The 25433-nt window shown below is 68.8% G+C and carries 21 protein-coding genes and 2 pseudogenes; 19 read left to right on the plus strand and 4 right to left on the minus strand.

The annotated features are described in order from the left end of the window. Positions 1–110 precede the first annotated feature (110 nt). The 9 genes and pseudogenes from D106_RS0110880 (at position 111) to D106_RS0110920 (ending at position 9670) form a co-directional block, all read left to right on the plus strand. The gene (locus tag D106_RS0110880) at positions 111–1022 is read left to right on the plus strand and encodes a patatin-like phospholipase family protein (protein WP_018866098.1); all 912 of its coding nucleotides are present in this window, start codon (positions 111–113) and stop codon (positions 1020–1022) included. A 50-nt stretch (positions 1023–1072) separates the two neighbouring features. Next, on the plus strand, positions 1073–2029 hold the full coding sequence (locus D106_RS0110885; protein ID WP_018880036.1) for a pentapeptide repeat-containing protein: 957 nt from the start codon (positions 1073–1075) through the stop codon (positions 2027–2029). A gap of 337 nt (positions 2030–2366) precedes the next feature. Beyond that, a complete protein-coding gene (locus D106_RS0110890; RefSeq protein WP_026280649.1) occupies positions 2367–3923 on the plus strand; it encodes an EAL domain-containing protein in 1557 nt (518 codons plus the stop codon). A gap of 7 nt (positions 3924–3930) precedes the next feature. After that, positions 3931–4647, plus strand: coding sequence for a hypothetical protein (locus D106_RS0110895; RefSeq protein WP_018866094.1), 717 nt, complete (start codon positions 3931–3933; stop codon positions 4645–4647). Between the two features lie 39 nt (positions 4648–4686). Next, positions 4687–4992: pseudogene (locus D106_RS0110900) on the plus strand (diguanylate cyclase domain-containing protein); the annotation flags it as partial. Between the two features lie 188 nt (positions 4993–5180). After that, the gene (locus tag D106_RS0110905) at positions 5181–5564 is read left to right on the plus strand and encodes a hypothetical protein (RefSeq protein ID WP_018866092.1); all 384 of its coding nucleotides are present in this window, start codon (positions 5181–5183) and stop codon (positions 5562–5564) included. 161 nt (positions 5565–5725) lie between these two features. Then, positions 5726–8203 carry an EAL domain-containing protein gene (locus D106_RS0110910; protein ID WP_018880038.1) on the plus strand — a complete coding sequence of 826 codons (2478 nt, stop codon included), beginning with the start codon at positions 5726–5728 and terminating at the stop codon, positions 8201–8203. A gap of 94 nt (positions 8204–8297) precedes the next feature. Continuing rightward, positions 8298–8612, plus strand: a complete 315-nt coding sequence (locus D106_RS0110915; protein ID WP_018880039.1) for an MliC family protein — start codon at positions 8298–8300, stop codon at positions 8610–8612. Further along, positions 8609–9670: a phosphotransferase gene (locus D106_RS0110920; protein WP_018880040.1), complete on the plus strand. Its 1062-nt coding sequence runs from the start codon at positions 8609–8611 to the stop codon at positions 9668–9670. Before D106_RS0110915 ends, D106_RS0110920 begins: the two co-directional genes overlap by 4 nt. A gap of 139 nt (positions 9671–9809) precedes the next feature. Here the strand turns inward: D106_RS0110920 and D106_RS0110925 are convergent, their stop codons facing one another. Next, entirely contained in the window at positions 9810–10703 is an 894-nt protein-coding gene (locus D106_RS0110925) for a hypothetical protein (protein ID WP_038045890.1), read from the minus strand. Between the two features lie 99 nt (positions 10704–10802). Between D106_RS0110925 and D106_RS0110930 the strand changes: the two genes are divergently transcribed. Then, complete coding sequence (locus tag D106_RS0110930) at positions 10803–12107, plus strand: PAS domain S-box protein (RefSeq protein ID WP_018880042.1); 1305 nt, start codon at positions 10803–10805, stop codon at positions 12105–12107. 34 nt (positions 12108–12141) lie between these two features. Here the strand turns inward: D106_RS0110930 and D106_RS0110935 are convergent, their stop codons facing one another. Further along, positions 12142–13404, minus strand: a complete 1263-nt coding sequence (locus D106_RS0110935; protein WP_018880043.1) for an HD-GYP domain-containing protein — start codon at positions 13402–13404, stop codon at positions 12142–12144. A 144-nt stretch (positions 13405–13548) separates the two neighbouring features. Here D106_RS0110935 and D106_RS14310 point away from each other — a divergent pair. From D106_RS14310 to D106_RS0110955, 4 genes and pseudogenes are all read left to right on the plus strand, one after another. Beyond that, positions 13549–14552, plus strand: a pseudogene (locus tag D106_RS14310) (TIGR00341 family protein). A 162-nt stretch (positions 14553–14714) separates the two neighbouring features. Then, entirely contained in the window at positions 14715–15857 is a 1143-nt protein-coding gene (locus tag D106_RS0110945; RefSeq protein WP_018880044.1) for a hypothetical protein, read from the plus strand. A gap of 19 nt (positions 15858–15876) precedes the next feature. Further along, positions 15877–16824, plus strand: a complete 948-nt coding sequence (locus D106_RS0110950; RefSeq protein WP_018880045.1) for a hypothetical protein — start codon at positions 15877–15879, stop codon at positions 16822–16824. 237 nt (positions 16825–17061) lie between these two features. Beyond that, the gene (locus D106_RS0110955) at positions 17062–18291 is read left to right on the plus strand and encodes a bifunctional diguanylate cyclase/phosphodiesterase (RefSeq protein ID WP_018866082.1); all 1230 of its coding nucleotides are present in this window, start codon (positions 17062–17064) and stop codon (positions 18289–18291) included. On the opposite strand, the gene D106_RS0110960 is transcribed toward D106_RS0110955, so the two are convergent. After that, on the minus strand, positions 18285–18980 hold the full coding sequence (locus tag D106_RS0110960) for a DUF4197 domain-containing protein (protein WP_018880046.1): 696 nt from the start codon (positions 18978–18980) through the stop codon (positions 18285–18287). The two genes, D106_RS0110955 and D106_RS0110960, sit on opposite strands and share 7 nt — an antisense overlap. 112 nt (positions 18981–19092) lie before the next feature. Between D106_RS0110960 and D106_RS0110965 the strand changes: the two genes are divergently transcribed. Next, positions 19093–20160: a triacylglycerol lipase gene (locus D106_RS0110965; RefSeq protein WP_018880047.1), complete on the plus strand. Its 1068-nt coding sequence runs from the start codon at positions 19093–19095 to the stop codon at positions 20158–20160. 155 nt (positions 20161–20315) lie between these two features. Here the strand turns inward: D106_RS0110965 and D106_RS0110970 are convergent, their stop codons facing one another. Further along, complete coding sequence (locus D106_RS0110970; RefSeq protein ID WP_018880048.1) at positions 20316–21443, minus strand: site-2 protease family protein; 1128 nt, start codon at positions 21441–21443, stop codon at positions 20316–20318. Positions 21444–21562: 119 nt separating this feature from the next. Between D106_RS0110970 and D106_RS15080 the strand changes: the two genes are divergently transcribed. The 4 genes from D106_RS15080 (at position 21563) to D106_RS0110990 (ending at position 25353) form a co-directional block, all read left to right on the plus strand. Next, positions 21563–21724, plus strand: coding sequence for a hypothetical protein (locus D106_RS15080; protein ID WP_155985231.1), 162 nt, complete (start codon positions 21563–21565; stop codon positions 21722–21724). Between the two features lie 72 nt (positions 21725–21796). Beyond that, a complete protein-coding gene (locus D106_RS0110980; protein WP_018880049.1) occupies positions 21797–22453 on the plus strand; it encodes an MOSC domain-containing protein in 657 nt (218 codons plus the stop codon). Positions 22454–23092: 639 nt separating this feature from the next. Further along, positions 23093–23446, plus strand: a complete 354-nt coding sequence (locus tag D106_RS0110985; protein WP_018866076.1) for a hypothetical protein — start codon at positions 23093–23095, stop codon at positions 23444–23446. A gap of 374 nt (positions 23447–23820) precedes the next feature. After that, positions 23821–25353, plus strand: a complete 1533-nt coding sequence (locus tag D106_RS0110990) for an L-lactate permease (protein ID WP_018866075.1) — start codon at positions 23821–23823, stop codon at positions 25351–25353. Positions 25354–25433: the final 80 nt, after the last annotated feature.

Raw genomic sequence — 25433 nt, forward strand, 5'->3', positions numbered from 1 at the left:
ATCCTGTCGGCCCGCGCACTCGAATACCCTGATTCCAAAAGGCTTGCCCCCGGATGCATTCCGGCTCAGGGTAGCAGGATGCACCTCACGATTCGGAAGTACGCCACCCCATGAAGCCGCTGCTGGTCCTGCTCCTCGCCCTGTTGCTGTCCGCCGCGCCGGCGCCTCTGATGGCGGAGCGCGCCGATTCGTCATCGCCAACCATCGGGCTGGCGCTGGGCTCGGGCGGCGCCGGCGGCCTGGCGCATATCGCCATCCTCCAGGTGTTCGACGACCTCGAGATGCACCCCGACCGCATCACCGGCACCAGCATCGGGGCCGTGATCGGCGGGCTGTATGCCGCTGGGCTGGATGCTGAAGAGATCCTGGACCTGTTCGATGACTTCGCCGGGTCCGAACTCGACGCCCTCACCGGGCTGGCACGCTCCGACATCAAGCTGCTGGACCTGGTCCCGCTGCGGCTGGGCCGCAACGCCCTGTTCGACTCCAGCGAATTCCTGCGCTTTCTCGCCGATCACACCGAGGCCCGTGACTTCGACGACCTGCGCATCCCGTTCTCCGTGGTGGCCACCGACTTCCGCAGTGGGGACAGCGTGGTGATCGACGAGGGCGACCTCTTCGCCGCCATCGGCGCGAGCATGGCCGTTCCGGGACTGTTCGAACCGGTGCAACATGGCGATGACCGCTACCTGATCGACGGAGGCGCCTCCAACCCGCTGCCCTACGACCTGCTCCAGGGCCAGTACGACTATGTCATCGCCGTGGATGTCTCCGGCAACGGCGCGCAGAACGACACCGAGGACATCGGCATCACGGACCTGCTGTTCAAGAGCTTCAGCATCATGCAGGGTTCCATCATCCGCCACATGACCCGGCTGGATCCGCCCGATCTTTACCTCGTCCCGGACACCGGCGGCATCCGCCTGCTGCACTTCAACCGCATTGACGAGATCCTCGAAAAGGCACAGCCCGCCGCCGACGAACTGCGCGAGCAGCTCGAGTCCCGGGGGCATGCCCTATAATCGCGGCATCGGTCGCAACGGAGGCGACCCCGCGGGAACCCAGGAGCAGCGTGGCCCACGCCCCCCCCAATCCCTCGCCCGATCCCAACGACCCGTTACCGGAACCCGGCGACGGGCGCCATGAACTGTGGTTCACCCGGCGCGGCGGGCAGGTCTGCGGCCCCTACCCCCAGCGCTCCATCGGCCGTTTCCTGATCCTGGGCCGCCTGTGCCCGGATGACGAGGTCAGTCGCGACGGCGAGACCTGGTGGCGGATCGACCAGCGCCCGCACCTGATCCCCGAAGAGCTGCAGAACGCCCACACCCCGGAGGGTCGCGAACGCCTGGAGCAGGCGCGCCTGCGCGAAGACGAACGCCGCCGCGAGCGGCGTCACGACGACCCGCCGCCCGAGATCCGCGACCGCCGCAAGGGCGACCGCCGCTGCCCGGAATCACCGGAGACCCTCTCTCACCGCCAGCAATGGGCCGAGATCCTGGAACAACCGCCACGGCCCTGGAGCGGCTGGATCCGCGGGCCGCGCCCCTGGATCGTGGGCGGCTCCGCGGTTGCGCTGGCCCTCGCGCTGCTCATCGGTTTCGGCATCACGCTCGAACGCGACCCGGGACCGGACTGCGCAGCGGCACCGGCGCCCGGCATCAACTGGAACTACTGTGACCGAGCCGGCGCGGACCTGCGCGGCGTCGACCTGACGGGCGCATCCCTGCACAACACCCGCCTGGCCGGCGCGCGGTTGCACGGTGCTCGCCTCACGGACGCCGACCTGCGCTTCGCCGATCTCACCCTGACCAGCCTGGAGGGTGCCGATCTCGCCGGCGCCAACCTGACCGGCGCGGACCTGATCCGGGCGCACCTGGTCGACGCCAACCTCGAGGACGCCAATCTCGCGCATGCCAACCTGACCGGGGCCGACCTCGCGGGCGCACGCCTGGACGGGGCCCGGCTCGGGCGCAGCATCTGGACCGATGGCCGCATCTGCGCCCGCGACTCCGTCGGGACCTGCGACTAGCCCCGATCTCCCTGCGCACCTACTTCGGACTCCAGGTCGATCCCCAGTTCCCGGGCGACTTCCGCCCAGTAAGGTTCCGCCTCGCAGGAACAGCAGTCACAGGACGCTGTCACGCCTTCGTGCATGCTGAGGCGGCTGCGCGGCGCGGCAACAGCGGCTTCGGCCCGTGTTCCGGGCTGGGTGGGTTCCGTCTTCGTGTTCATCGGGCACCCCCGAACCGACCGGTATCCCTTCGAGCATAGACGGCTCCGGATGCCGCGCCAAAGCGCCGCGCCCGCCCCGGAATTCGTCCGGGCGCATGCTAAGCTTCAAGTGTCCCGCCTGTTCCACGGCCACCATGATCACACGACGCGACAAGGTCCTGCTCTCGGTCTCGGCCGCGGCCCTGCTCGGCATCCTGCTGCCGCTCGCCGCCCTGGCCTGGTTCCTCTGGCAGGAGTCCGTGGTGGCGGAGGAAAAACGCCTGGCCGAACTCGCCCAGCGCCTGGGCGAAGGGACCGAGGCGACCCTGGTCGATGCCCGCGACCTGCTGGACACCCTGAACCAGCTGGAGATGGAGCCCTGCTCGCCGGAACACCTGGAACACCTGCAGGATGTGGCGATGGCCCGGCCGCATGTACGGGCCATCGGCTACTGGCGCGCGGCGGAACGCCAGTGCGGGGCCGGATTCGTCCAGGGCGAGGCCCTGACCCCGCCCCGGGCCAGCCGCATCTATGACAGTGGCGTGATCGCCTGGTGGCCGAGCTCGGCAACCGCCGTGGGCGGTGTCGAGCTGTTCCTGATGCGCTTCGGACAGCACGACGTGGCCATCGACCCGCGGCTGCTGATGCCCCCCGGCCTGCTGGACAGCCAGCAGGTTGGCCTGTGGGTCGAAGGCCTGCCCATGACACGCCATCCAGCCGACGCGGACCTGCCGTCGCCCGACGCCACGCCCGCCGGTCTCAGCGTCGACCATGCCGCGGGGCGCCTGGTCAGCCACTTCTCCCTGGATACGATCTTTCCCATCGACATCATCGCGGCGCAGCCACTGGCGGCCTTCTGGGAGCGCTACCTGCCAACCCTTGTCGTGGCCGGGATCTTCGGGCTGCTGCTGGTGGCATTGTGGCTGCTCCTGGTGGTGCACTACCTGCGGCGGCGCCTGAGCCTCGCCAGCGAGTTGCGCGAGGCCATCGCCCGCGACCGCCTGAGCGTGGAATACCAGCCCATCGTCGACCTCGCCGATGGCCGCTGCCGGGGGGCGGAGGCCCTCGCACGCTGGCACCGCGAGGGCGACGAGACCATTCGTCCGGATGTGTTCGTGCCCCTGGCCGAGGACACCGGACAGGCCACCGACCTGACCCTCGCGATCCTGCGCGCCATCCTCCACGACCTGGGGGATCACCTGCGGGCGCATACCGAACAGACCATCAACCTCAACATTACCGGCCACGACCTGGCCTCCGATCGCTTCGGGGACGCCCTGCGCAAGGCCCTGCGCGAGGCCGGCGTTGCCCCCGCCTCGATCAAACTGGAACTGACCGAACGCTCGCTGCTGAACGAAGACGCCGTACGCGGCCGCCTGCGGGAACTGCGCGGGCGCGGGCACCGCATCGCCATCGACGACTTTGGCACAGGATATTCAAGCCTTTCCTATCTGGAACATTTCGAACTGGATACACTGAAGATCGACAAGACCTTCGCCGATGCCATCGCCCACGAGGCGGTAACCAGCAGCGTGATCGGCCACATCATCGAGATGGCCCGTTCCCTGAAGCTGCACATCGTCGCCGAAGGCATCGAATCGCCCCACCAGGCCGAATGGCTGCGCCAGCAGGGCGTGGACGGCGGACAGGGCTACCTGTACAGCCGCCCCCTGCCCGCTCAGGCCTTCCTGGACTGGTGCCGCAACCACTGAGGAGAGCATGCCCAACATCCCCACCCCGCGCCTGCCGGGACGCGCCCTGACACTGGCCCTGCTGCTGGCGGCAACCGCCACCGGCTGCGGCCTGTTGCCGGTAGAACAGGAACGCCCGGCCGCGACCGAGGACCGCCCCGCCACGACCGCCGAGCCGGCCACCGACCCGGACGGGGCCGCGGACACCCCTGCGGCCGACGAGGCCACGCCCGAGGAACCCTCGGCCGCGGCGCTGAGCCTGGCCACCTCCAAGCACGCGGAAAGCGAACGCCGCGTGGCCCTGCGCGAGCAGGGCCACGAGACGCTGGAGCCGGCCCGCGTGGGCTACTACGTGGATGTCCTCGGCGCCCGGCTGCGCCAGGAGCTGGCCGGGCAGCCCGCCACCATCGAGCACCGGGACGCGGGCATCCACGTCACCCTGAACGAAGGCAACGGCCAGGCCCGTGCGCTGGACACCATTGGTCACCTGCTCCACGAATTTCGCGCCAGCCTGATCACCCTCGTGGCCTATCGCGACGGCCCGGACCCCGACTCCGACGACGGCGCGGAGACCCCCGCCGCAGGCGATGCCCTGAACGCGGGCAAGCGCCTGCAGGATGCCGGCGTGGCACCCGAGCGGCTGGTACTGCGCAGTATGGGTACCGGTACAGTGAACACGAACCCGGGCAGCCCCGTCCGGACCCCGCGCCTCGAGCTGCTGATCCAGCCACTCACAACAAGCTGAAAGACGGCACAAGGACGCCTTTCGCCATGAGCGCGAACCCGCCCGAAACACCCGGTGGCACACGGGGACGGGGCGAAATTCGTGCTGATCCTGCCGGACACCGATCGGGAGAGTGCTCACACCCTCGCCGAACGCTGCCTCCAGCGCATACGCGACGAGGCGATCCCTCACGCCAGTTCGCGCATTACCCCGACGCTCACCGCCAGCGCCGGGGTGAGCAGCATCATCCCGGACGCGACGGGCGGCGCCGCGCGGCTGGTCGAGGCCGCGGACCGCGCGCTGTACCAGGCCAAGCGCAATGGCCGCAACCGGGTCGCGATCACGGACTCCCCGAGGGCCGGCTGAACCATTGCCATCGCCAGCGATCTCAGGGAAAACCGATACGCGTGCGTGACGGGGACACGATCGGCCGCTAACGCCCGAATCCGTGATCCATACCCGATTCCGCCGGGCGCTACGCGCCGTCATCTGGAAAACGCCCCGGTTTCGGACCAGACTCCGGGGAATCCGGCACTCGGGAGGGCGAAACGGACATGACCAGCCTGCATGACCCCGCGCGCGAACCCGCGCTGTACCGAACCCTCGGCGTCACCCTGCCCCCGATCGCGGCCTACCGCTACGGTGCCGCCGCCCACAGCTGCGCCGCCCCCATCGCCATCGTCTGGGCCGCGGCCCTGGTCTCCATTGCCTATGCCCTGTGGACCGGCCTCGGGGGTGCTTCGGGGCACGCCGCCTTCCCGCTGGCCATCGGGGTCTTTCTGTGGGGGTTTGCCACCGTGTGGACCTTTCTGGTGGTACGCAATGTACAGGCCGACCCCTCGCTCGCCGATCCCGGCCTGCACGCACGACGGGTGCGTCAACAGGAGGATGACCACGACCCGCTGGATCAGCTGGAGTCCCGCGAGGACCCGCACTGACCTCTACGGGCGCTCCCGCACCCGGCGACAGGCGGTCGCGTAGCGCGAGCCAAATCTCCCTCTGAAGTACCGTTTGCGCGGTCGCGGACCTCCTGCCAGACTCCGGAAGACGCGATCGGTGGGAAGGGGCCACCGAAACCGCGACCGACAGGGGGAAGTGCATGAGCGATTCGTCCGGGGTGGAGATCCAGTACCAGGAACTGGTGGAACATCACCCCTTCATCATCATCTGCTATCACCCCGACACGACCATCCTCTATGCCAACCAGGCCGCCCACGAATTCTTCGCGGCCCCGCCCGGCGGGCTGGTGGGCCACCGCTGGATCCACGACCTGCCCGACGAGCGCCAGGCGGAAAACCGGGCCGACCTGCTGCGCTACACCCCCGATGCCCCGGTGCGCACCATCGAAAACCCCGTCCAGCGCGGCGATGGCGCGGACCGCTGGGTTCGCTGGACCAGCCGCGCGTTCTTCGACGGGGCCGGCCGGATCACCCACTTCCAGACCCTGGGCATCGACGTCACCGAGCGCCGGCAGACCGAGTCCCTGCGCGACAACCTCCTGGGGAGCCTGGCCGAAGGCGTGTTCGGCATCGATGCCGACGGTCACTACACCTTCCTCAACCCCGCCGCCCGCGAACTGCTGGGGTTTGCGACGGAGGAAGAAGCTCTGGGCCGCAACTCGCACGAGCTGTCCCATCACAGCCGCCCCGATGGCCAGCCCTTCCCGGCCACGGAATGCCCCGTGTACCGGGTCCTGCGTACCGGGGAACCGCTGCAGGCCTGCGAGGAATACTTCTGGAGCCGCGCCGGGCACGGGTTTCCTGTACTGATCAACGTGGCCCCCCTGTTCAATTCCCGCAACCGGGTCACCGGCGCGGTGGTCTCCTTCCAGGACATCACCGAGCGCCAGGCCGCGCGCGAGGCCCTGGAGCAGCGTGAATGGGAACTCCAGGAGGCCCAGCAGATTGCTCATCTGGGCAACTGGATCTCGGATTTCGAGGCCGGCAGGATCCGCTGGTCCAGCGAAGTCTTCCGGATCTTCGGCCTCGAAGCGGACCAGTGGGGCGCGACCCACGAGGCCTTCATGCGGGCCGTGCATCCGGACGATCGCGAGCGCGTGCAGCATGCCGTCGACGCGGCCCTGACCCCGGCGGGCCCGGACTACGACATCGAACACCGGATCGTCCGCCCCGATGGCAGCGTCCGCATCGTGCACCAGCGTGGTAGCGTGGACTTCGACTCCCGAGGCCGGCCCCAGCGCATGGCCGGTGTGGTGCACGACATCACCGAGCGCCGCGAGGCGGAGCGGCGGCTGCATTTCATCACCTATCACGACGCCCTCACCGGCCTGCCCAACCGGACCCGGTTTGCCGAGCGCGCCGAGCAGGCCGTGGTGGATGCCGAACGCCTGGGACGCCCGCTGGTACTCGCCCATATCGGGCTCGACCGCTTCAAGAGCGTCAACGAAGGCATGGGCCAGGCCACCGGTGACGAGGTCCTGCAACATGTGGCGCGGCGGCTGGAGAACCGCCTGCCCGTGGGCGGCGTCCTGGCCCGACTGGGCGGGGACGAGTTCGGCGCCCTGCTGCCGGTGGAAGCACCCGGCGCGGTCGCCGGATCGGTCACCCGCCTGCTGGAACCCCTGCGCCGGGTCATCAAGGCCGGGGAACACGAACTCTACGTCCCGGGCTCGATCGGGGTCGCCGTGTATCCGCACGATACCCGCGACATCGCCGACCTGATGCGGCGCGCCGAGTCGGCGATGCATCAGGCCAAGCGTACCGAGGGCAATGCCATCGAATTCTGCTCCGGCGATCTCAACAGCGACGTGCGCAAGCGCGTCTCGCTGGAGGGTCAGCTGCGGCGCGCGGTCGACCACCACGAGGGGTTCTTCCTGCATTACCAGCCACGGGTGGCCGCGCAGGACGGGCGCGTCGTCGGCGTCGAGGCCCTGCTGCGCTGGACGGACCCCGGCGGTACGGTGCATTCGCCCGGCGCCTTCATCCCGATCCTCGAGGAGACCGGGCTGATCGTCGAGTTGGGCCAGTGGATCCTGACCGAGGCCTGCCGCCAGTGCCGGGCCTGGCACCAGGCCGGACTCCCCGCCGTGCGGATGTCCGTGAACCTGGCCGCCCCCCAGTTCCGGGATCGGCAGATGGCCCACTCCATCGACCGCGTGCTGGAAGAGACGGGGCTGGACGCCAATTCCCTCGAGCTGGAGGTCACCGAAAGCATGCTGATGGCCGACATCGAGCAGGTGATCCGTACCCTGGGCCAGTTCCGCGAGCGGGGCGCGCGGGTGGCCCTGGATGATTTCGGCACCGGGTATTCCTCGCTGGCCTACCTGCGCCGCTTCCCGCTGGACGTGCTGAAGATCGACCGCTGCTTCATCGCGGATCTGGCGCCTGGGACCAGTGATGCCGCCATCGTCCGCACCATACTGGGCCTGGCCGACAACCTCGGCCTCGAATCCGTCGCCGAGGGCGTAGAGACCGCGGCACAGAAGGACTTCCTGGAGGCGGAGGGCTGCCAGACCCTGCAGGGCTTTCTGTTTGCCCGCCCGCAGGCAGCGGCGGACTGCGAACGCCTGATCGCGCGACCCACGGCAACCGGCGCGCAGTCGGGCCACAGCGCCTGATCACTGCGTGCCAACAACCCCGGCACCGCAGGGAGACATGCAAGGGCGTCCACCCAGCGGCTACGATGGCACACCATCCACCGGAGGCCACCGCGTGCGTCCACTCCTCGTCCTCGCCGGAATCGCCCTGCTCGCCGGTTGCAGCGCACTGCCCCGCGGCGACGACGCGCCGCGCGAGGTGTCCTACATCTGCGCCTACGGGCCCGAGTTCACCGCCACCTTCGAGGACGACCAGGCCTTGCTCGCCTTCAATGGTGCCCGGGCCCGCCTGCAGGCCACCGAGACCGCCTACGGCGGACGCTACGCCAACCCCACCGACGAGATCGTGTTCTGGACGCGGGACGACGCAGCGATGCTGGAGATGGTCGGCGTGTTCTGGAGCTGCCGCGCCCTGCCCCCGCGCCGATGAGCGCCCGCACCACCGATTTTGTCCGGCGGGCCACCGGCGCCCGCCAGGCGGAACGCGAGCAGGTAATCCAGACCCTGTGGAGCGGCTACGGGGAGATCGTCCGCTACCGGCTGCAAGGGGCCGACCGGCCGACGGTCATCCTCAAGCACGTGGTCTTTCCCGACGCGATGGACCATCCGCGGGGCTGGAGCAACGACCGCTCGCATCGGCGCAAGGTTCGCTCCTACCAGGTGGAGATGGCCTGGTATCGCGACTGGGCCGGCCTCTGCAACCCCGTTAGTCGTGTGCCCCACTGCCTGGCCGCCGAGACCATCGGCGAGGAGCACCTGCTCCTGCTGGAAGACCTCGACGCCGCCGGCTTTGCGCGGCGCAAGGAACACCTGACCCGCGCCGAGGCGCCGCACTGCCTGCACTGGCTGGCCCGCTTCCATGCACGCTTCCTGGGACACGCCCCGAAGGGGCTGTGGCCCGAGGGCAGCTACTGGCACCTGTCCACCCGCCCGGACGAATGGGCCGCCATCGAGGACCCGGCGATGCGCGCCGCGGCGCCCGCGCTGGACGCCGCCCTGACCGGTGCCCGCCACCGCACGCTCGTCCATGGCGACGCCAAGGTCGCGAACTTCTGCTTCACGCCCGGGGCCGACGCCGTCGCCGCCGTCGATTTCCAGTACGCAGGCGGTGGCTGCGGGATGCGCGACGTGGCCTATTTCCTCGGGAGCTGCCTGGACGAACGGGAACAGGAGGCCTGGGAGGCCGAACTGCTGGAGGTCTATTTCGCCGCGCTGGGCAAGGCCCTGTACGCGGAGGGCAAGGGAGACGTGACCGGGGCCGTCGAGCGCGAGTGGCGCGCCCTGTTCCCGGTGGCCCAGGCCGACTTCTACCGCTTCCTGGTCGGCTGGATGCCGGACCACTGGAAGATCCACGACTACAGCCGGCGCATGGCCCTCGCCGTGATCCACCGCATTCAGGAAGAAGGCGGTTCCGGCACGGACCCAGAGTCCATCCCGGGACCCATCTCGGGATCCAGCCCCAGCTCCTCCGCGACTTCCAGCCAGTAGGGCTCCGCCGAGCAGCTTCCCCAGGCCGCGGTCGCGCCTGCCGGTTCCGCGTCCGGAGCGGGCGCTTCACTCGGCGATTCGGCGTTGTTCCGGCTCGTTTCGGTCGTCATCCGTGAATGATGGCACACCCGGGCGCCCATCACGGAGCGGGGGAGTCGGCCGCGGCCGCGCCCGCCGCGCCGAAAAATCCGGGACCACGCACATCCTCGGCTGACCAGCCCCGGTTGCTGTCACGCCCCGTAACCCACCACTCGTGCACGAACAGCCGCAGCGGGCCCCGCACCCGCTCCTCGAAGCGGGTCGGCAAGGTGAATCCCTCGACCTCGGCATACTCCAGGAAGGTCGTGTCCACGTGGGCACCCTGGGTCGGTCCAAAGCCGTTCAGCGTGATGTGCACGCGATAGAGCAGGTCCGTCTCCGGATGGATCCACATCACCACCTGGTCCCGGTCGGCCTTGCCAAAACCCGGCTCGAGGGTGGCCAGGACGCGCCGATAACGCACCCCGCCCTCGCGCCGATCCTCCAGGCGCTCGAAACCCGTTGCCCGATGCTTCACGAAGCTGGGTCCGTAATGAAACAGCTCGCCGGCATCCGTGGTCATCGCGCTGGCACGTATCCGCTCGGGATCCGTGCTGCGTTCGCCGTCGTAGAACACCCGAAACACGTCGCCATGGCGGTACACGCTCTTGGTGCCCTCCGGTCCGGTGTAGTGGAGGGCGTACAGATCATCGGCGGGGCGGAAGCGCTCCTCCCCCACCCCGCGGTAGCCCGCGTCGGCCACCAGCGGCTGGATGCGCTGGATCATGCGCCCCCATTCGCCATCGGTCGCCTGGTTGAGGTCGCCGTCGAACGCGCGCAGATCTCCACCGTGCGCCGCGAGCGTGCGCTGGAACAGGGCGTCCGCCGTCAGTCCATCCTCGAACGTCGCCCCAGGACCGGGCTGGGGAAAGGTCCCGCCACAGCCGGCCAGCAGCACGGCCAGACCAAGCCACAGAACCGCCCACGAGCCTCCCGAACGTGCTGAGTGCCCCATGCCATCGCTCCTTTTAACAAATAGCTGTACTTTTCTTGTACACGCCCTGTACAGTGTTTTCAACGACACAGGTCGTTCCCTCACTGTCCGGAGTCCACCATGACATCCATCTTCCCGTCCCGAGCCGACGCCGCAGCCGCTTCCGACGCGCCCGCCAACCCCGTGCTCGAGGCGATTCGCGAGGCGGTCGCCTACATCGAATTCACCCCGCGCGGCCAGATCCTCGACGCCAACGAGCGTTTCCTCCAGGCCGTGGGCCACAACCGCGAGGACGTGATCGGGCAGCACCACCGGATGTTCTGCAGCCCGGAATACGCCCGTTCGCTGGAGTACCGCGACTTCTGGCGCCGCCTGGCGGCCGGGGAATCGCGCGCCGGCACCTTCCCCCGGGTGACACGCTCGGGCGAAACCCTCTGGCTCGAGGCCACCTACTTTCCCGTGCGCGACGCCAATGGGCGGCTGGAGAAGGTGGCGAAACTGGCCTATGACGTGACCGAGCGGCAGGCTCAACTGCGCGACCAGGCTGCGGTGTTTACCGCGCTGGACCGGTCCATGGCCGTCATCGAATTCACCCCGGACGGCGTGATCCTCAAGGCGAACGACAACTTCCTCAGGGCCGTGGGCTACGATCTCGACGCGATCCGCGGCCAGCACCACCGCATGTTCTGTGACGAAGCCTTCTACCGCGATCATCCGGACTTCTGGGAGCGCCTGGCGCACGGGCAGTTGATGAGCGGCAAGTTCCGCCGGCTCACGGCATCCGGTGAGGAGCTGTGGCTGGAGGCTACCTACAACCCGATCCTTGATGAACACGGACGGGTCGAGAAGGTGATCAAGTTCGCCACGGACATCACCGCCAGCGTGCATACCGCCGAACGCACCCGCGAAGCGACGGCCGTCGCCCACGAGATGGCGCAGAAGACCGCGGAACATGCCCGCCGCGGCGCGGATTCGCTGCAACAGAACGCCCGCCATACCGAGCAGATCCGCAGCGAGGTCAGCGGCACCCAGGAGGCCGTGGAACGCCTGAACGCCGAGGCCCGCAACATCGAATCCATCATCGAGACCATCCGCACGGTGGCCGAAACCACCCGGATGCTGTCGCTGAACGCCGCCATCGAGGCCGCCCGTGCCGGCGAACAGGGGCGCGGCTTTGCCGTGGTCGCCCAGGAGGTGCGCAAGCTCGCCGCCAACACCAGTGAGGCCACCACCCGCATCGCCGAGGTGATCAACGGCAACCTGGAACGCACCCGCGAGATCGGCGAACGCATCGAGACCGTGCGCGAGATCGCCGAACAGGCCGACGCCCAGGTGCAGACCGTGCAGGGCATCGTCGACGAGATCCACGACGGCGCGAATCTCGTGGTCGAATCCGTCGCCTCCATCCCCCGCGACGGGCACTAACCGTCTTACGGGTCCGCGAGCGGTCTACGCCTGGCTACGCCTCGCGGCGGTCGCGGGTCTGTCGCTCCTGTGGCAGGCCCGACCAGAGTTCATCGAGATCGGGGAACGGCCATGCGGCCGGATCCTCGCGCGCGGCAATGGTCTCCTGCTGGTGCGGCGCGGAGAGATCCACGATCTTCGGGGGGATCCGGCAGCCCGAACTGGTGGAGTAGAAGATCTTCACGACCGGCTTGAGCAGGGAGCCAGACGACTGGTCGACGACCACCCCGATGCGGCCGGATTCCAGGCGTACGAGCGAGCCCACGGGGTAGATCCCCAGGCTCTTCACGAAGGCCTGGAACACCCGGGGATCGAAGTGGCCGTCCGCCCACTCGGCCATCTTGCGAATGGATTCGCCCGGATCCCAGCCCGCCTTGTACGGCCGGTTCGAGGTGATCGCGTCGTAGACATCGCAGACCGCGCCCATCTTCGCGTGCAGGGTGATCTGCTCGCCGGTCAGCCCCTCGGGATATCCCGAGCCGTCCATCTTCTCGTGGTGATGCAGGCAGACGTCCAGGGTCACCGGATCAAGCGCGTGCGCGGACGCCTGCAGGATTCGGTGCCCCTCCGCCGGATGGCGTTTCATCACGGCGAACTCCTCCGCGGTCAGCTTGCCCGGCTTGTTCAGTACCTCCAGCGGCATCGCGGCCTTGCCGATGTCGTGCATCAGCCCCGCCTCGCCGGCCGCCAGCAGGGCCTCGTCCTCCAGCCCCAGTTCACGCCCCAGCGCAACCATCAATGCACAAACCGCCACCGAGTGCATGTAGGTGTAGTCGTCCGCATTCTTCAATCGCGCCAGGCTGACCAGCGCGCGGGAGTTGCGGGTGACCGAATCGGTGATCTCCTCGACCACCTTGCGCGCCAGTTCGGTATCCACCGCGCGGCCCATCCGCGCCTCGCCGAAGATCGACGTCATGGCCTGGCGCGACTTCCGGCAGATGGTGGCCGCCCGCTCCAGCTCCTCCCGGGTCGAGGCGGGCTCCCGGTCGCGCCCCGTATCCGGGATGAACTGCAACGGCGCCGGCACCGCGGCGTCGCGTTCCTCCGGCGTCACAACGGCCTCCACGGCCTCCGTGTCGCGCCCCCTGGAGGTGTCGATCCACACCTCGCGGATACTGCTGTCCCGCAGGCTCGCCAGATCCTTCGGGTCATCCAGCAGGAAGCGCGTACGCCAGAAGGGATGCTCCATCCACGACCCGCACAACTCGCGGATAAACATCCCGCAAACGACGTGCTCCACCTTGATCTTCTTCAGCATTCGTGTCCCAGGTTCGTCGAGTCAGGGCACGGGGCGCCCCGCGGCCGGGATTATCCTGCCACTACCGGAGAGCCACAAATCGCGGCTAACGGCGCCTAACGAGAAGCCTTGCTAGGATGCCGGTCATCCACCGGGAGGACGTTCATGAGCAGCAAGATCATCGAGGTCGTGGGACCCGCCGGGCACCTGGACACCGTGCTGGGCATCGCCGAGGGGCTCGCGATCGACGTGCTGTGGCACGGCGTGGACGAGAACCGCGACCGCATGGCGGTGCACATGCTGGTCAGCACCGAGTACCGCCAACGCCTGATGGACGACCTCTACCGTGTACTCGGCGCGTCCGAGACCGCGCGTATCCTGGTGCTGCCGGTCGAGGCCGTACTGCCGGACCCCTTTCAGGAGCCGAAAGAGGCCGACAAGGAGGCGGCCGGAAGAAGGCCCGCGCCGTGTCACGCGAGGAGCTCTACACCAACGTCGCCGGCGGGGCGGATCTCACCGGCCACTTCCTGCTGCTGACCGTGCTGTCCACCATCGTGGCCGCGATCGGCCTGCTGGAGAACAACGTGGCCGTGGTCATCGGTGCCATGGTCATCGCGCCCCTGCTGGGGCCCAACCTGGCCCTGGCGCTGGGCACCTCCATGGCGGACACCCGCCTGATCGGCCGCTCCCTGCGCACGAATGCGGTGGGCCTGGGGGGCGCCATCCTGATCGGGATGCTGCTCGCCACGGTCATGTCGGTGGATGTGGGTGCCCGCGAGCTGCAGATGCGCACCGAGGTCGGACTGGATTCGGTCGCGCTGGCCCTGGCCTCCGGTGCCGCGGCCGTGTTGTCGCTGACCACCGGCCTGCCCACGGTGCTGGTCGGCGTGATGGTCGCCGTGGCCCTGCTCCCGCCGGCCGCGACCGTCGGGATCATGCTCGGCTCCGGCGAATTCTCCGCCGCGTACATGGCGGCCCTGCTGCTCGCGGTGAACGTAGTCTGCGTCAACCTCGCGGCCAAGCTCGTCTTCCTCTACCAGGGCGTACGCCCGCGCGGCCAGGCGCAGCAGGCAGCCGCCGCGCAAAGCATGGCGGGCTACCTCCTGCTATGGGCCATCACCCTCGCCCTGCTGGTCTTTCTGATCCTCGAGGCGGACGTCACGCTGTAGTCTCGCCCCCGGCGCCACGCGCCACGCGCCACGCGCGGCTTTGACCCCGTCCACCGCTTCGCCTAATCTCACGACTGGGTGGCGATCCTTCAGGATCGGTGGCGAACATACCGGAATGGATCCGAATGGGCCGCGACCACCCGACAGGGAGGAACCCGCCCCATGCCCCTGCGCATGCCCGGCTTGATCGCCAGACTCGGCCCCTGGCTTCGCCCCGCTCTGCTCGGACTGGGGGGCCTGCTTTGCCTGCCCGCCGTGGCCTCCGTGGCCCCGGAGCCGCTGCCCGACAATCGGGGGGCCTATCTCTCGCCCTATATGGCGCAGGGGGATCTCGCCGGCTGGGTCGACGAGGCCGTGGGCGAATCCTCCCGCGACATCGCGGGTCTCGCCGGACGGCTTCTTCAAACCGCCGCAATGGCCTATGGCGCGCAGCAGACGCATCGCATGAGCGGCCTGCTCGATCATGCCAGCCGCACCGCCGGTGTCCCCGCAATGGATTTCGGCAGCGCCCTGGTCGCCGCCACCGAGCCCGGCCGCACCCCCGCCGGCGGACTGGAACAGGTCACCGCGATCCTCGGAGAGCTGGGCCGGCACGGACTGGTCGGCGAGCATGCCGGGCACCAGGTGCGCCAGCTCGCGCGCGTGCTGGAGGACCCGGAAGCCGCCGTGCGCGGCGAGCTCGAACGCCTGCAGATCGGATCGCGGGATGTCGCCGGGGTCTTGCGGGATCTCGAGCGCCTGCCACACGGACAGCGCCAGGACGTCCTGCGTGCGCTGGGTGACGACACCGCCCCGGCGCTCGAACTCCTGCTGGACGCGGGGCATCAGCGCCTGGACCGCGAGATCCGCGAACTCTCCCGGTCCCGTGGCGCCCCGGCCAGTGCCACCGGCAGCCTCTTTGGCCTGCTGGCCCGCGATGGCAATGCCGGCCTTTTCGGCGCCGGCGAGGTCCTGCAGCGACAGTTGGGCGATCACGCCCTGCGCCAGGGGGCCGATCTGGGGATGAGCTTCTTCGCCCTGTTCGACGGCTTGTCGCAGACCCACCGCCAGCTCGAACTAACCCCGGAGCGCATGGCGCGCTACCGCCAGGCCGCCGACCGCTCCTTCGACGATCTCGACAGCCTGCTGGTGCACACCATGGTGCACTACCGCACCCGGCGCGACTTCGCCCGCGCCAGCGAGGCCGTGATGCTCCTCTACCCCGAGGCGCGCCCGCGCATGGACGCCGCCCATCGCGTGGCGGGCGACATCATCACCGCCGAATGGCACCGCATGCAGCAACGCATGGACCTGCAATGGCAGTAAACCCACGGAGAACCGACTGATGCGCACCCACCCGACACCCACCCGTTTCCTTGCTCTGGGCCTCGCCCTGACCCTCGGCCTGGCCGCCACGGCCGCCCACGCCACCCCGGGCGCCGACCGCCAGTTCGACCGCAACATCCAGGCGGTGGACACGGCCTTGCTGGAGCCCGGCACCCGCGCGCTGCTGGACACCTATCGCAGCGAACGCGGCTCGCGCGAGGCGCGGCAGATCAGCCGCCAGGCCCTGCCGGGACGCGGCGCCACGCAATGCGCCTGGGACGACCGCTACCGCGCCATGGCCAACCTCGAAACGCCGGCCGAGGTGATCTTTGCCCGCGCCCTGGTCACCAACAAGGGACGCGGTTCGGTGGACCTGGGCTTCGACCGCTTCGAACTGCATGCCGACGGCGCCTGCCCGGATGCGGTCGACAACGGGCCCGTCAGCTTCTGGATGACCTGGTACCAGAACCACCAGGCCATGGAACCGGCGGCCGTCTCCAGCATCGAGGAGGCGCGGCGGCTGTACGCCGCCTCCGCCATGGACAGCAGCATGAAGATGGTCATGCGCTTCGACGGCGAGATGCGGGACGGCCAGCCCCACGGGCGCTTCCGCGTGATCCAGACCAATCACACCCCCGAGATGCAGGGTATGCGCGGCGGCCATGTCAGCAGCCATGCGCTGGGTTATGTCGAATTCGAGGCCGGCGAGCGGATCCGGCGGCTGATCGTGACCGAGATGGCCCACGGCGCCACCCTGGTCTACCTGGAACAGCCCCACGGCGAGGCGCACATGCTCAACTACTGGGTCCTGCACGGGGCCGGCATGCACATGGGCGACCATTACCCGACCAACGCCGCGGGCGAGATCGACGGCCGCTTCGTCCGCCTGCGCAGCAACGAGAACCCGCCCGAGATCAGCACCTGCGTGCGCGGCAACCTCCCGGCCGCCGCCACCGCCTGCGACTAGCCCGTCAAATCCGGTGCGGGCGCCCGACCCGCACCGGACACCCGGATCCCCGCGCGACCCAGCCGGCAACAGGCCCGGGCCATGGCGGACCCCGGCCGGCGTTTTCCCGCACATGGACTACACTCGGGAAATAGGTCGCGATCTCGTACATTCCGGATCGCGGCCGAGAGCCGCGCCCCGCAATGAGGCGGCCCGCACTGCAGCAACCGGCCCGGGATCGGCCAAAGGAAGTGCGCGATGTCCAGGTTCGAATCGGCTCCCCCCTCAGCCGGCGGCCTTCGGTATTCCGACCACCTCGCCCGCACGACCCTGCGCGCCTGGGTCGGCATGTCGTTTGTCACCGCGAGTGCGCTGATCCTCGGTGGGCTGATCCTTTCCTGGCTGATCGTCTACACGGCGGGCGGGGCCGACAGTATCGTCCCGCATTTCTATTACGTTCCCATCCTGTTCGCCGCAGCGCGCTTCGGCGCCAGCACCGCGCTGGTCGTGGCCCTGGTCGCCGGCGTGCTGGCCGGCCCCCTGACGCCGGTGGATGTCGCGGCCGGCACCGCCCAGGAGACCGAGCGCTGGCTGACGCGCACCGGCTTCTTCATCGGCATCGGACAACTGATGGCCTGGCTGGTGATCCCGGCGTTGCATCCGGTCACCGAGGAATTGCGGCGGATGCGCCAGGAATTCGATATCCGACGCGGGCTTCGGCACAACGAGTTCTTCCTGCGCTACCAGCCGATCTACTCCCTGGAACTGGAACGCCACGTCGGCGTCGAGGCTCTGATCCGCTGGCAGCACCCCATTCGCGGTGAACTCGCCCCCGCCGACTTTCTGGATGTAGCGGAGGACTCCTCGCTGATCCACGACATCAGCGACCGGGTGCTGAACGAGGGCTGCCGCCAGGCCGCTGAATGGAGGGCCCAGGCCACCGAGCATGGCCACCCACCCTGGTACGTCGCGATCAATCTCTCGGCGCACGACATCGTGCGACCCGAAATGGCGGCCCACGTCGCGGCCGCGCTGGAGCGGCATCAACTCCCGCCGGAGCTGCTCCACATCGAACTGACGGAAACCGTGCTGGCCATGGACAATGCCACCGACACCCTGCACCAGTTCAAGTCGCTGGGTGTCCCGCTGGCCATCGACGACTTCGGAACCGGCTATTCGTCCCTCGCCTACCTCAATCGCTTCCCCATCGACATCCTCAAGATCGACCGCCAGCTCATTTCCGGACTGGGTCTGGATCCGTCCGCGCGGGACCTGTCGCGGGGCATCGTCCTGCTGGCCGACTCCCTGGGTCTGCGCACGATCGCCGAAGGGGTGGAGACCCGGGAGCAACTGGAGATCGGCCGCCAACTGCGATTCGACTGCGTCCAGGGCTACTACTTCGCCCGCCCGCTGCTGGCCAAAGAGATCCCGGCGCTGCTGCTCTCCGACGAACCCCGCACCGGGGCGCTCCACGCGGTTCACTACTGACCGAAGTACTCCCGCAGCAACTGGGTGGTGCGTGCCGCCGGGTCCTCGCGGATACGGCGCTCCTCGTCGGCCAGGATGGTGAACAAGCCGTCCAGGGCGTGATCGGTCACGTAGCGGTCCAGATCCACGTCCAGCGCCTCCAGGCCGGGAATGCGTCCCGCCGCATCCCGCAGCGGCTGGTACACGCGATACACATCCGCTCGCTCCATCTGCTCCCGGACAATGGGCATGTAGCGCTCGCGCAGGGTGGACTCCGACGCCCCGCGCAGGTACTGCGTGGCGGCATCATCGGCACCCCGCAGCACGCCCTGAACGTCTTCGGGACGCATCCCGCGGATGGCGTCGACAAACACCGGCACCGCCTCCCGTGCCGCGGACTCCGCCGCCCGGTTCATGCGCCGCTCCAGGTCCTCCACTTCGCGCGCGAACCCGACGCGGCGCAGCACATCCCCGGCCTGCTCCAGCTCCTGTGGCAAGCCGATGCGGATCAGCGCGTTCCCCCAGTAGCCGTCCTCGCGGCCGGTGCGTTCCACCGTGCGCTCGGTCCCGACGCGCAGGGCCTCGCGGATCGCCTCTTCGGCTCGATCACCCCCGCCCCCATCCAGCCCGAAATCGCGTACGTCCAGTCCCGCGCAGGCCGTCAGCAGGAAGGGCAGAAGGAGCCAGGGGAGCAGGTACACGCGGGGCATAACAGGTGATCCATAACGGGTGTCCCGTCATGATACACAGGGTGGAAAACCCTCCGGTCCATACCCGGCGACACCCCTTGCCGCGCAGGCCCGCTTGTCCGATGGTGAACACATGAACGCCCCCCGTCCCGATTCGTCCCGGCGCCGCCGGCGCCTCGCGGCCTTCCTGATCCTGGTGGGCCTGCCCCTGCTCGCGCTGGCGATCTGGGTCGGCTGGGCCGAACACAACCCGGAGCAGGAGCGCGAACTGCGCGTGGAGGTGCAGGACCGCCTGAGCGAGTGGTTTCCGGAGGCCATGGAGCTTCCCGACGAGCTGCTCGGATTCATTCCCCGATCCGAGCGCTTCGCCGAGGACCACCCGCCGGACGTCTTGCTCCTGCACGGGCTGGACGAGCCTGGCGATATCTGGGATACGCTCGCGCCGGCGCTGGACGAAGCCGGCCTCAACGGCTGGGAGTTCCGCTACCCCAACGACCAGGCCATCGACCACAGCACGGACCTCCTGGCGGAACACTGGGGGCAACTCGAGGGCGATGCCCCGCTGATCCTGATCGGTCACAGCATGGGTGGCCTGGTGATCCGCGATTTCGTGACGCGCTACCGGCACCCCGAGGGCAAGCCGCCCCGGGTCGGGGGGCGGCCAGTGGCCGGTGTCATCCTCGTCGCCACCCCCAACCACGGCTCCGAATGGGCACGGCTGCGGGTCTGGCTGGAGGTACGCGAGTGGCTGGCCGACCTCCAGGAGCAGCGCTTCTCGCTGTTCGCCGGACTGCGCGACGGCACCGGCGCCGCCAAGATCGACCTGCGTCCCGACAGCCCCTTCCTGGCCGAACTGAATGCCCGTCCCTGGCCCGAGGCGATCCCGGTCCGCATCATCGGTGGCAAGCTCCCCGAACCCACCCCCGCCATGCGCGAGAGCCTCGCCGCGCTGGACGAGCAGATCGACCTGGAGGCCGTGGCCGGACGCATCAGCGAATGGTGGGAGCAGACCGACGAGGAACTGGGCGACGGCGTCGTACCGCTGGAGTCACTGAGCCTGGAGGGACACCCGGAGCCCCTGATTCTTGAGGCCTCGCACCGGGGGCTGCTGGTCCCAGGCCCGCTGACGGACGAGCCCCCCGCCATCGACCCGATCCTCGACATCCTCGACCAGTGGCGCGCCCGCCCCGCCAACGACTGACCGAAGCCACGGCAACCGCGAGCGGTCCCGGCCGGCCCGTGCATGCCTGGCGCAACGGCGGAACGACGGACCGACGGAACCAACCGGGGCTTTGCCAGCATCGCGACCGACGTACGCCCGAAAAGCCCCGCTCGCCGCCACCCTGAACGACCCGCCTATGGCCGCTGCAGATCCATGTGGATCTCGATGGTGCGCAGCAGTTGCTGGCGTTCGATCCAGCCGATCGCGCGCCCGGAGGCCTCCATCACCGGGATCTGGTTGAGGTTGCGCTCGCTCATCATGCGCAGGATCGCCTCGGCCTTCGTGTCTGGCGCCACCCGGCTCAGCGACTCCACCGGGGTCATGATCTCGTCGACCCGGCGCGCGCCCCACTGCTCGCGCGGCAGCTTGCGGCTGTCACTGAGGCTCACCAGACCCTGCACCCGCTCCGGCGTACCCACCAGAAAGGCGCGGCGCCCGCCCGGCAGCACATCGTGGTGAATCCAGTCGTCGATGGTGGTCTCCGGGCGCACGCAGGGCGGATCCGGGCTGGCCAGGTCCCGCGCGCGCACATCGGCCAGGCGTTCCCGCATGTCGAACATCCGGCCCTGGCCCTCGGCCATGGTCAGCAGGAACCAGGCGATCAGCATCATCCAAAGCCCACCGATCAGGTTACCGATCACCACCAGGTTCCAGAAGGCGAAGCCGAACAGCAGGAACGCCACCACACGCCCGCCCCAAACGGCTGCCTCGGTGGCGCGGCGCGCATCACCCGTGAGCTTCCAGATCACCGCGCGGAACACCCGCCCGCCATCCAGCGGAAACCCGGGGATCAGGTTGAAGATCGCCACGACCAGGTTGATCAGCGCGAGCCAGCCCAGGGCCACCGGGATCGGCTCGTACCCGTCCGCGGTGGCCCGCGCGAGCGCGGCGAAAGCGAGCGCCAGTGCCACGCTCACCGCGGGCCCGGCAATGGCGATCCAGAACTCGTCCTCGGCCCGCTCCGGATCCCGCTCCATCTGCGCCACGCCGCCGAAGATGAACAGCGTGATGGACTCCACCGGTACCCCGCGCCGCAGCGCGACGATGCTGTGCCCCAGTTCATGCGCCAGGATGGACGCAAAGAACAGCAGGGCCGTCACCAGCGCCGTGCCGGCCGCCATGGCCAGGCTCCACTCCGGATACTGGTGGTGAAAGCCCGTGCTCATGCTGGCCACCAGCAGGATCAGGATGAATACCCAGCTGATGTGGAGCTGGATACGAATCCCGCGGATATGGCCAAGGATCAGGACGGTCTTGAACATGCAGCAACTCCTTGCGGCGCCAGGCTCTCCGATACCATCAGCGGTACCGACGTGGTCCGTATTATGGCGCGGCGCACTTGGCTGTCGGGGGGCACGGGGCTTGCGGAACATCCGCCGCCGTGAGTGCTCTCAATGCCATGGATATCCCCCTGCTTATCATCGGCGCCCTGCTCGTCGCCAGCCTGACCGCGTTCTTCTCCGGCGTGCTGCCCTACCCCATCGGCTGGATCATCCTGGGCATCGCCTTCATCGCGCGGCTGCTTTATCTGGCCGGGCGCTGAGCGAACAGGCGTCACGCAGACGCGGACCTGTTGTATCGTCGCGACCATGCGCAAGCCCGGAACTGCACCCGTATGACCGCCAACCGACTCATCGGCCTCTACACCGGCCGCGTGGCCCCGGATTACGCCCGAGGCCGCGCCAGCGCCATCGACAAGCAGCCGGTGGCCGGCCCGCTCGCGGTGGGGCCCCTGGGCCTGGACGGTGACGAGCAGGCGGACCCGGACAACCACGGCGGACCGGAACGCGCCCTGCTCCATTACAGCCTGGACCGGTACGACGGTTGGCAGGCGCAGTACCCGGCTCACGCCGCCCGCTTCGTCGCCTCCGGCTTTGGCGAGAACCTCGCCAGCCACGGCATGGACGAGCGCAACGTCCACATCGGCGATATCTACCGCATCGGTTCCGCCCGGGTGCAGGTCAGCCAGCCCCGTACGCCGTGCTGGAAACTCGACGTACGCTTCGACATCCCGGGCCTGGCGCGCGAGGTCCAGGACACCGGCCGCTGTGGCTGGTTCTACCGCGTGCTGCAACCGGGCACCCTCGGCGTGGGCGACACCATCGAACGGCTTGAACGCCTGCCCGACACCCTCAGCATCGCCGCCGCCATGGCGGCGGTCTACCAGCACAACCAGCGCACGCCCCTGGAGAAGCTCGCGGACTGCGAGGCCCTGGCCGCCAACTGGCGCGAGATGGCCCGAAGAAAGCTGCGCGGCCTTGGCAAACACTGATCAATCTGCACGCTCGCGTTGGCCCCCAGGTTTTCCGATGCAAGGCGCGGCATGCCGCGGGTAGTGGTTCTACCCGCCCGTTTCTAATTGATTCGAGGCGCAACGCAGGATCGGGGAACCCGGGGCACCAACCCCACAACTTAATCAACGAAGGGGCCCGGCCACCCGTTGTTGATCAAAAATGCACGCGCGCACGGCGTTGCGGTTCCCTTGTGCAGAATGACTGCACGGCAGTCACCGCGCATTAAACGCACGCAAAAGCGACTCGAGCGCGAGCGTGTACGTGGATCGGTGTTTCCCTGGCAGGCCCCAGCGCCCACCGCCGACTTGCCGACAAGCCATCCCCCGGGTAGAACAGCGCAACCCTCACCGCTCACATGCCCCCTGTGCACTGCGCTCGACGCATCGCCGACTTGCGCGACTGGCCGAATCGCGTGGCCAATCCGGAGAGCTCGTGCCGGTGCGCACGCGAACCACTCCACAACGCGCCGCCTACGTCTGTGAACTGGCGGTCAACTCCTGACGCACAGGCTTTAACGCGATTTCCGGCCACGCTATCCATGGGTGGCACACAGCCGGGGCGCACCCCCGCAGGGCGCCACCCCGGCGGTGCTTTGTTCAAATCGCAGGAGCAAAACTATGTGGAACGTTCGCAAGACAGCCATTGCCATCGCACTGAGTTCGCTGTTCACCGTCGGCGCCGTGGGCGCCGCCCAGGCCCAAGACCTTGGCGGGTCGGCAGAAGGAGCGGCCGAAACCGGAGCCGAGGCCAGTGGCGGAATGGCCGGCGGCTCCGAACGGGGGTCCGAGGCCTCCGGTGGCGCGGCCGGCGGTGCGACCGGTGACGGTCGGGCCCCGGGTGCCGAAGGCGGTATGGGCGCAGGTGCCGGCGCGGACACCCGGATGGGTGATGACGGCGCCGAAGCCGAAACCGATGCCGAAGCCGAAGGTGGCATCGACCTGGGGAATGACACCGAGGAGGAAGAAGACTGAAACCAGGTCCGTCGACAGGCCGGCCCCTTCGGCCGGCCTGTACTGCCTGCTCCCCGGGGAGCGATGCCCGGGGTCATCGAACCAGCGGGGGTATCCCCTTTACCCCCTGAACCTTCCTGCCCATGGCACGCGCCATGGGCTTTCCCGAGCCGACGCAAGTCCTGGTGGCCCGGAGCCGAACACCTTCCTCCGCCCCCTCGCATCCCCTCCGAACGATTTCCACCGGTTCTCCAAGCGGTGTGACCGATGACGGATATCCCTTTGTCTGTGCAGGTTCGCGTGCCTGTTCTATAGCGATCCGACCGCACCGATGTGTATGCGCGCTCGGCGACGGGGTAGCATGATCCCATTCGCGTCGCGCGGGAGAAGCGATCGTGCTGTTCTGGCTTACGCTGGTGCCCTTCCTGCTGCTGTTCGCATGGCTGGTGCCGTTGCGCCGCCCGGCCTTCGAGGCCGCGCCGCTCGCCTATCTCGCCACACTCGTGCTGGCCGTCCTGGTCTGGGAGGTATCGGGCCCCGTGCTGGTGGCCAGTCTGCTGGACGCCGCGGTCGTGTTCGTGGAGGTCCTGCTGATCATCGTACTGGCGCTGCTGGTGCTGAACGTGATGATCGGTACGGGGCACATGAGCGCGATCCAGTCGGTGATCGCCAGCGTCTCGCGCGACCACCGGGTACTGGCCATGCTCCTCGGCTGGGGGCTGGTCAGCTTCGTCGAGGGCATCGCCGGTTTTGGCACCCCCGCGGTGCTGGCCGCCCCGCTACTGGTCTACTTCGGGATGCGGCCGCTAAAGGCCGTCGCCATCGCCCTGATCGGCAACAGCACCGCCGTCCCTTTCGGTGCGGCCGGCACCCCCGTGATCATCGGCTTCGCCGGCCTCGGCCTGGATGCGGAAACCACCCGCTCCGCGGTGCTGCAGACGGCCGTGATCCACACCGCTCTGGCGCCGTTTGTCACGCTGTTCATGGTCTGGGTCGCCACCCTGGGCGAGGAACGCGGGCGCTTCCGCGCATTCGTGCCGTTCGCCGTTCTGTCGGCCCTGGCCTTCGGCATCCCGTACCTGCTGGTTGCCTGGCTGGTGGGGCCTGAGCTGCCGTCCATCATCGGGGGCGTGGCGGCCATGGCGATCATCGCCCTGGCGGCCCACCGCGGCTTCCTGCTGCCCGGCCACGAGCGACGGGAGGAAGTCGAGCAGGCCCCGGTCGGACGCGTCCTGCTGGCCTTCGTCCCCTTCGCGGTAATGGCCGTTGCCCTGATCGCGTCGCGGACCATCATGCCCCTGCGCGAGGCCCTGCAGTCCGTGCGCTGGTCGCCCGGGGCGTTTCGGGAGATCGAACTCGGCCAGAGCCTGACCCCGCTGTACACCCCGTATTTCTACTTTGGTCTTGCCCTGCTCACCGCCCTGGTGCTGTTCCGCGTGAGCCGCCCCACGCTGGCCCAGGCCGTCGCCGCCACCTGGACCAAGCTGCGCGTCGCCGCGATCGTGCTGGCCTTTATCATCGCCCTCACCCAGCTCCTGCTGACCTCCGGCCACAACGCGGCCGGCCTGCCGTCGATGCCACAGGTCCTGGGCCAGGGGCTGGCGGAGATCCTGGGCGGCACATTCGTGATGTTCAGCGCCTTTATCGGCGCCCTGGGCTCGTTCATGACCGGCAGCGCCACCGTCTCCAACCTGTTGTTCGCGCAACTCCAGGCCGATACCGCCGACGCCCTGGGCATGGCGATTCCGACCGTGCTGGCTCTGCAACTGATCGGTGCCGGGGTGGGCAACATGATCTCGCTGCACAACATCGCCATGGCGGCCGGGGCCGCCGGGCTGCAGGCCCGCGAGGGTCAGGTGATCCGCGAGACCATCGTCCCGGTCATCGTGGTGTGCGTCGGCGCGGGCCTGCTCGCCCTCGCCTGGTAGCGCCCGTCCGGCGCCTGCGCCGTGGCCCCGTGGCTCGGGGCTGGCGTCGCCGGCCACACTCCTGTACACCGGGGGGCGGA

The organism is Thioalkalivibrio sp. ALE9 (assembly GCF_000377445.1).
Classification (GTDB): domain Bacteria; phylum Pseudomonadota; class Gammaproteobacteria; order Ectothiorhodospirales; family Ectothiorhodospiraceae; genus Thioalkalivibrio.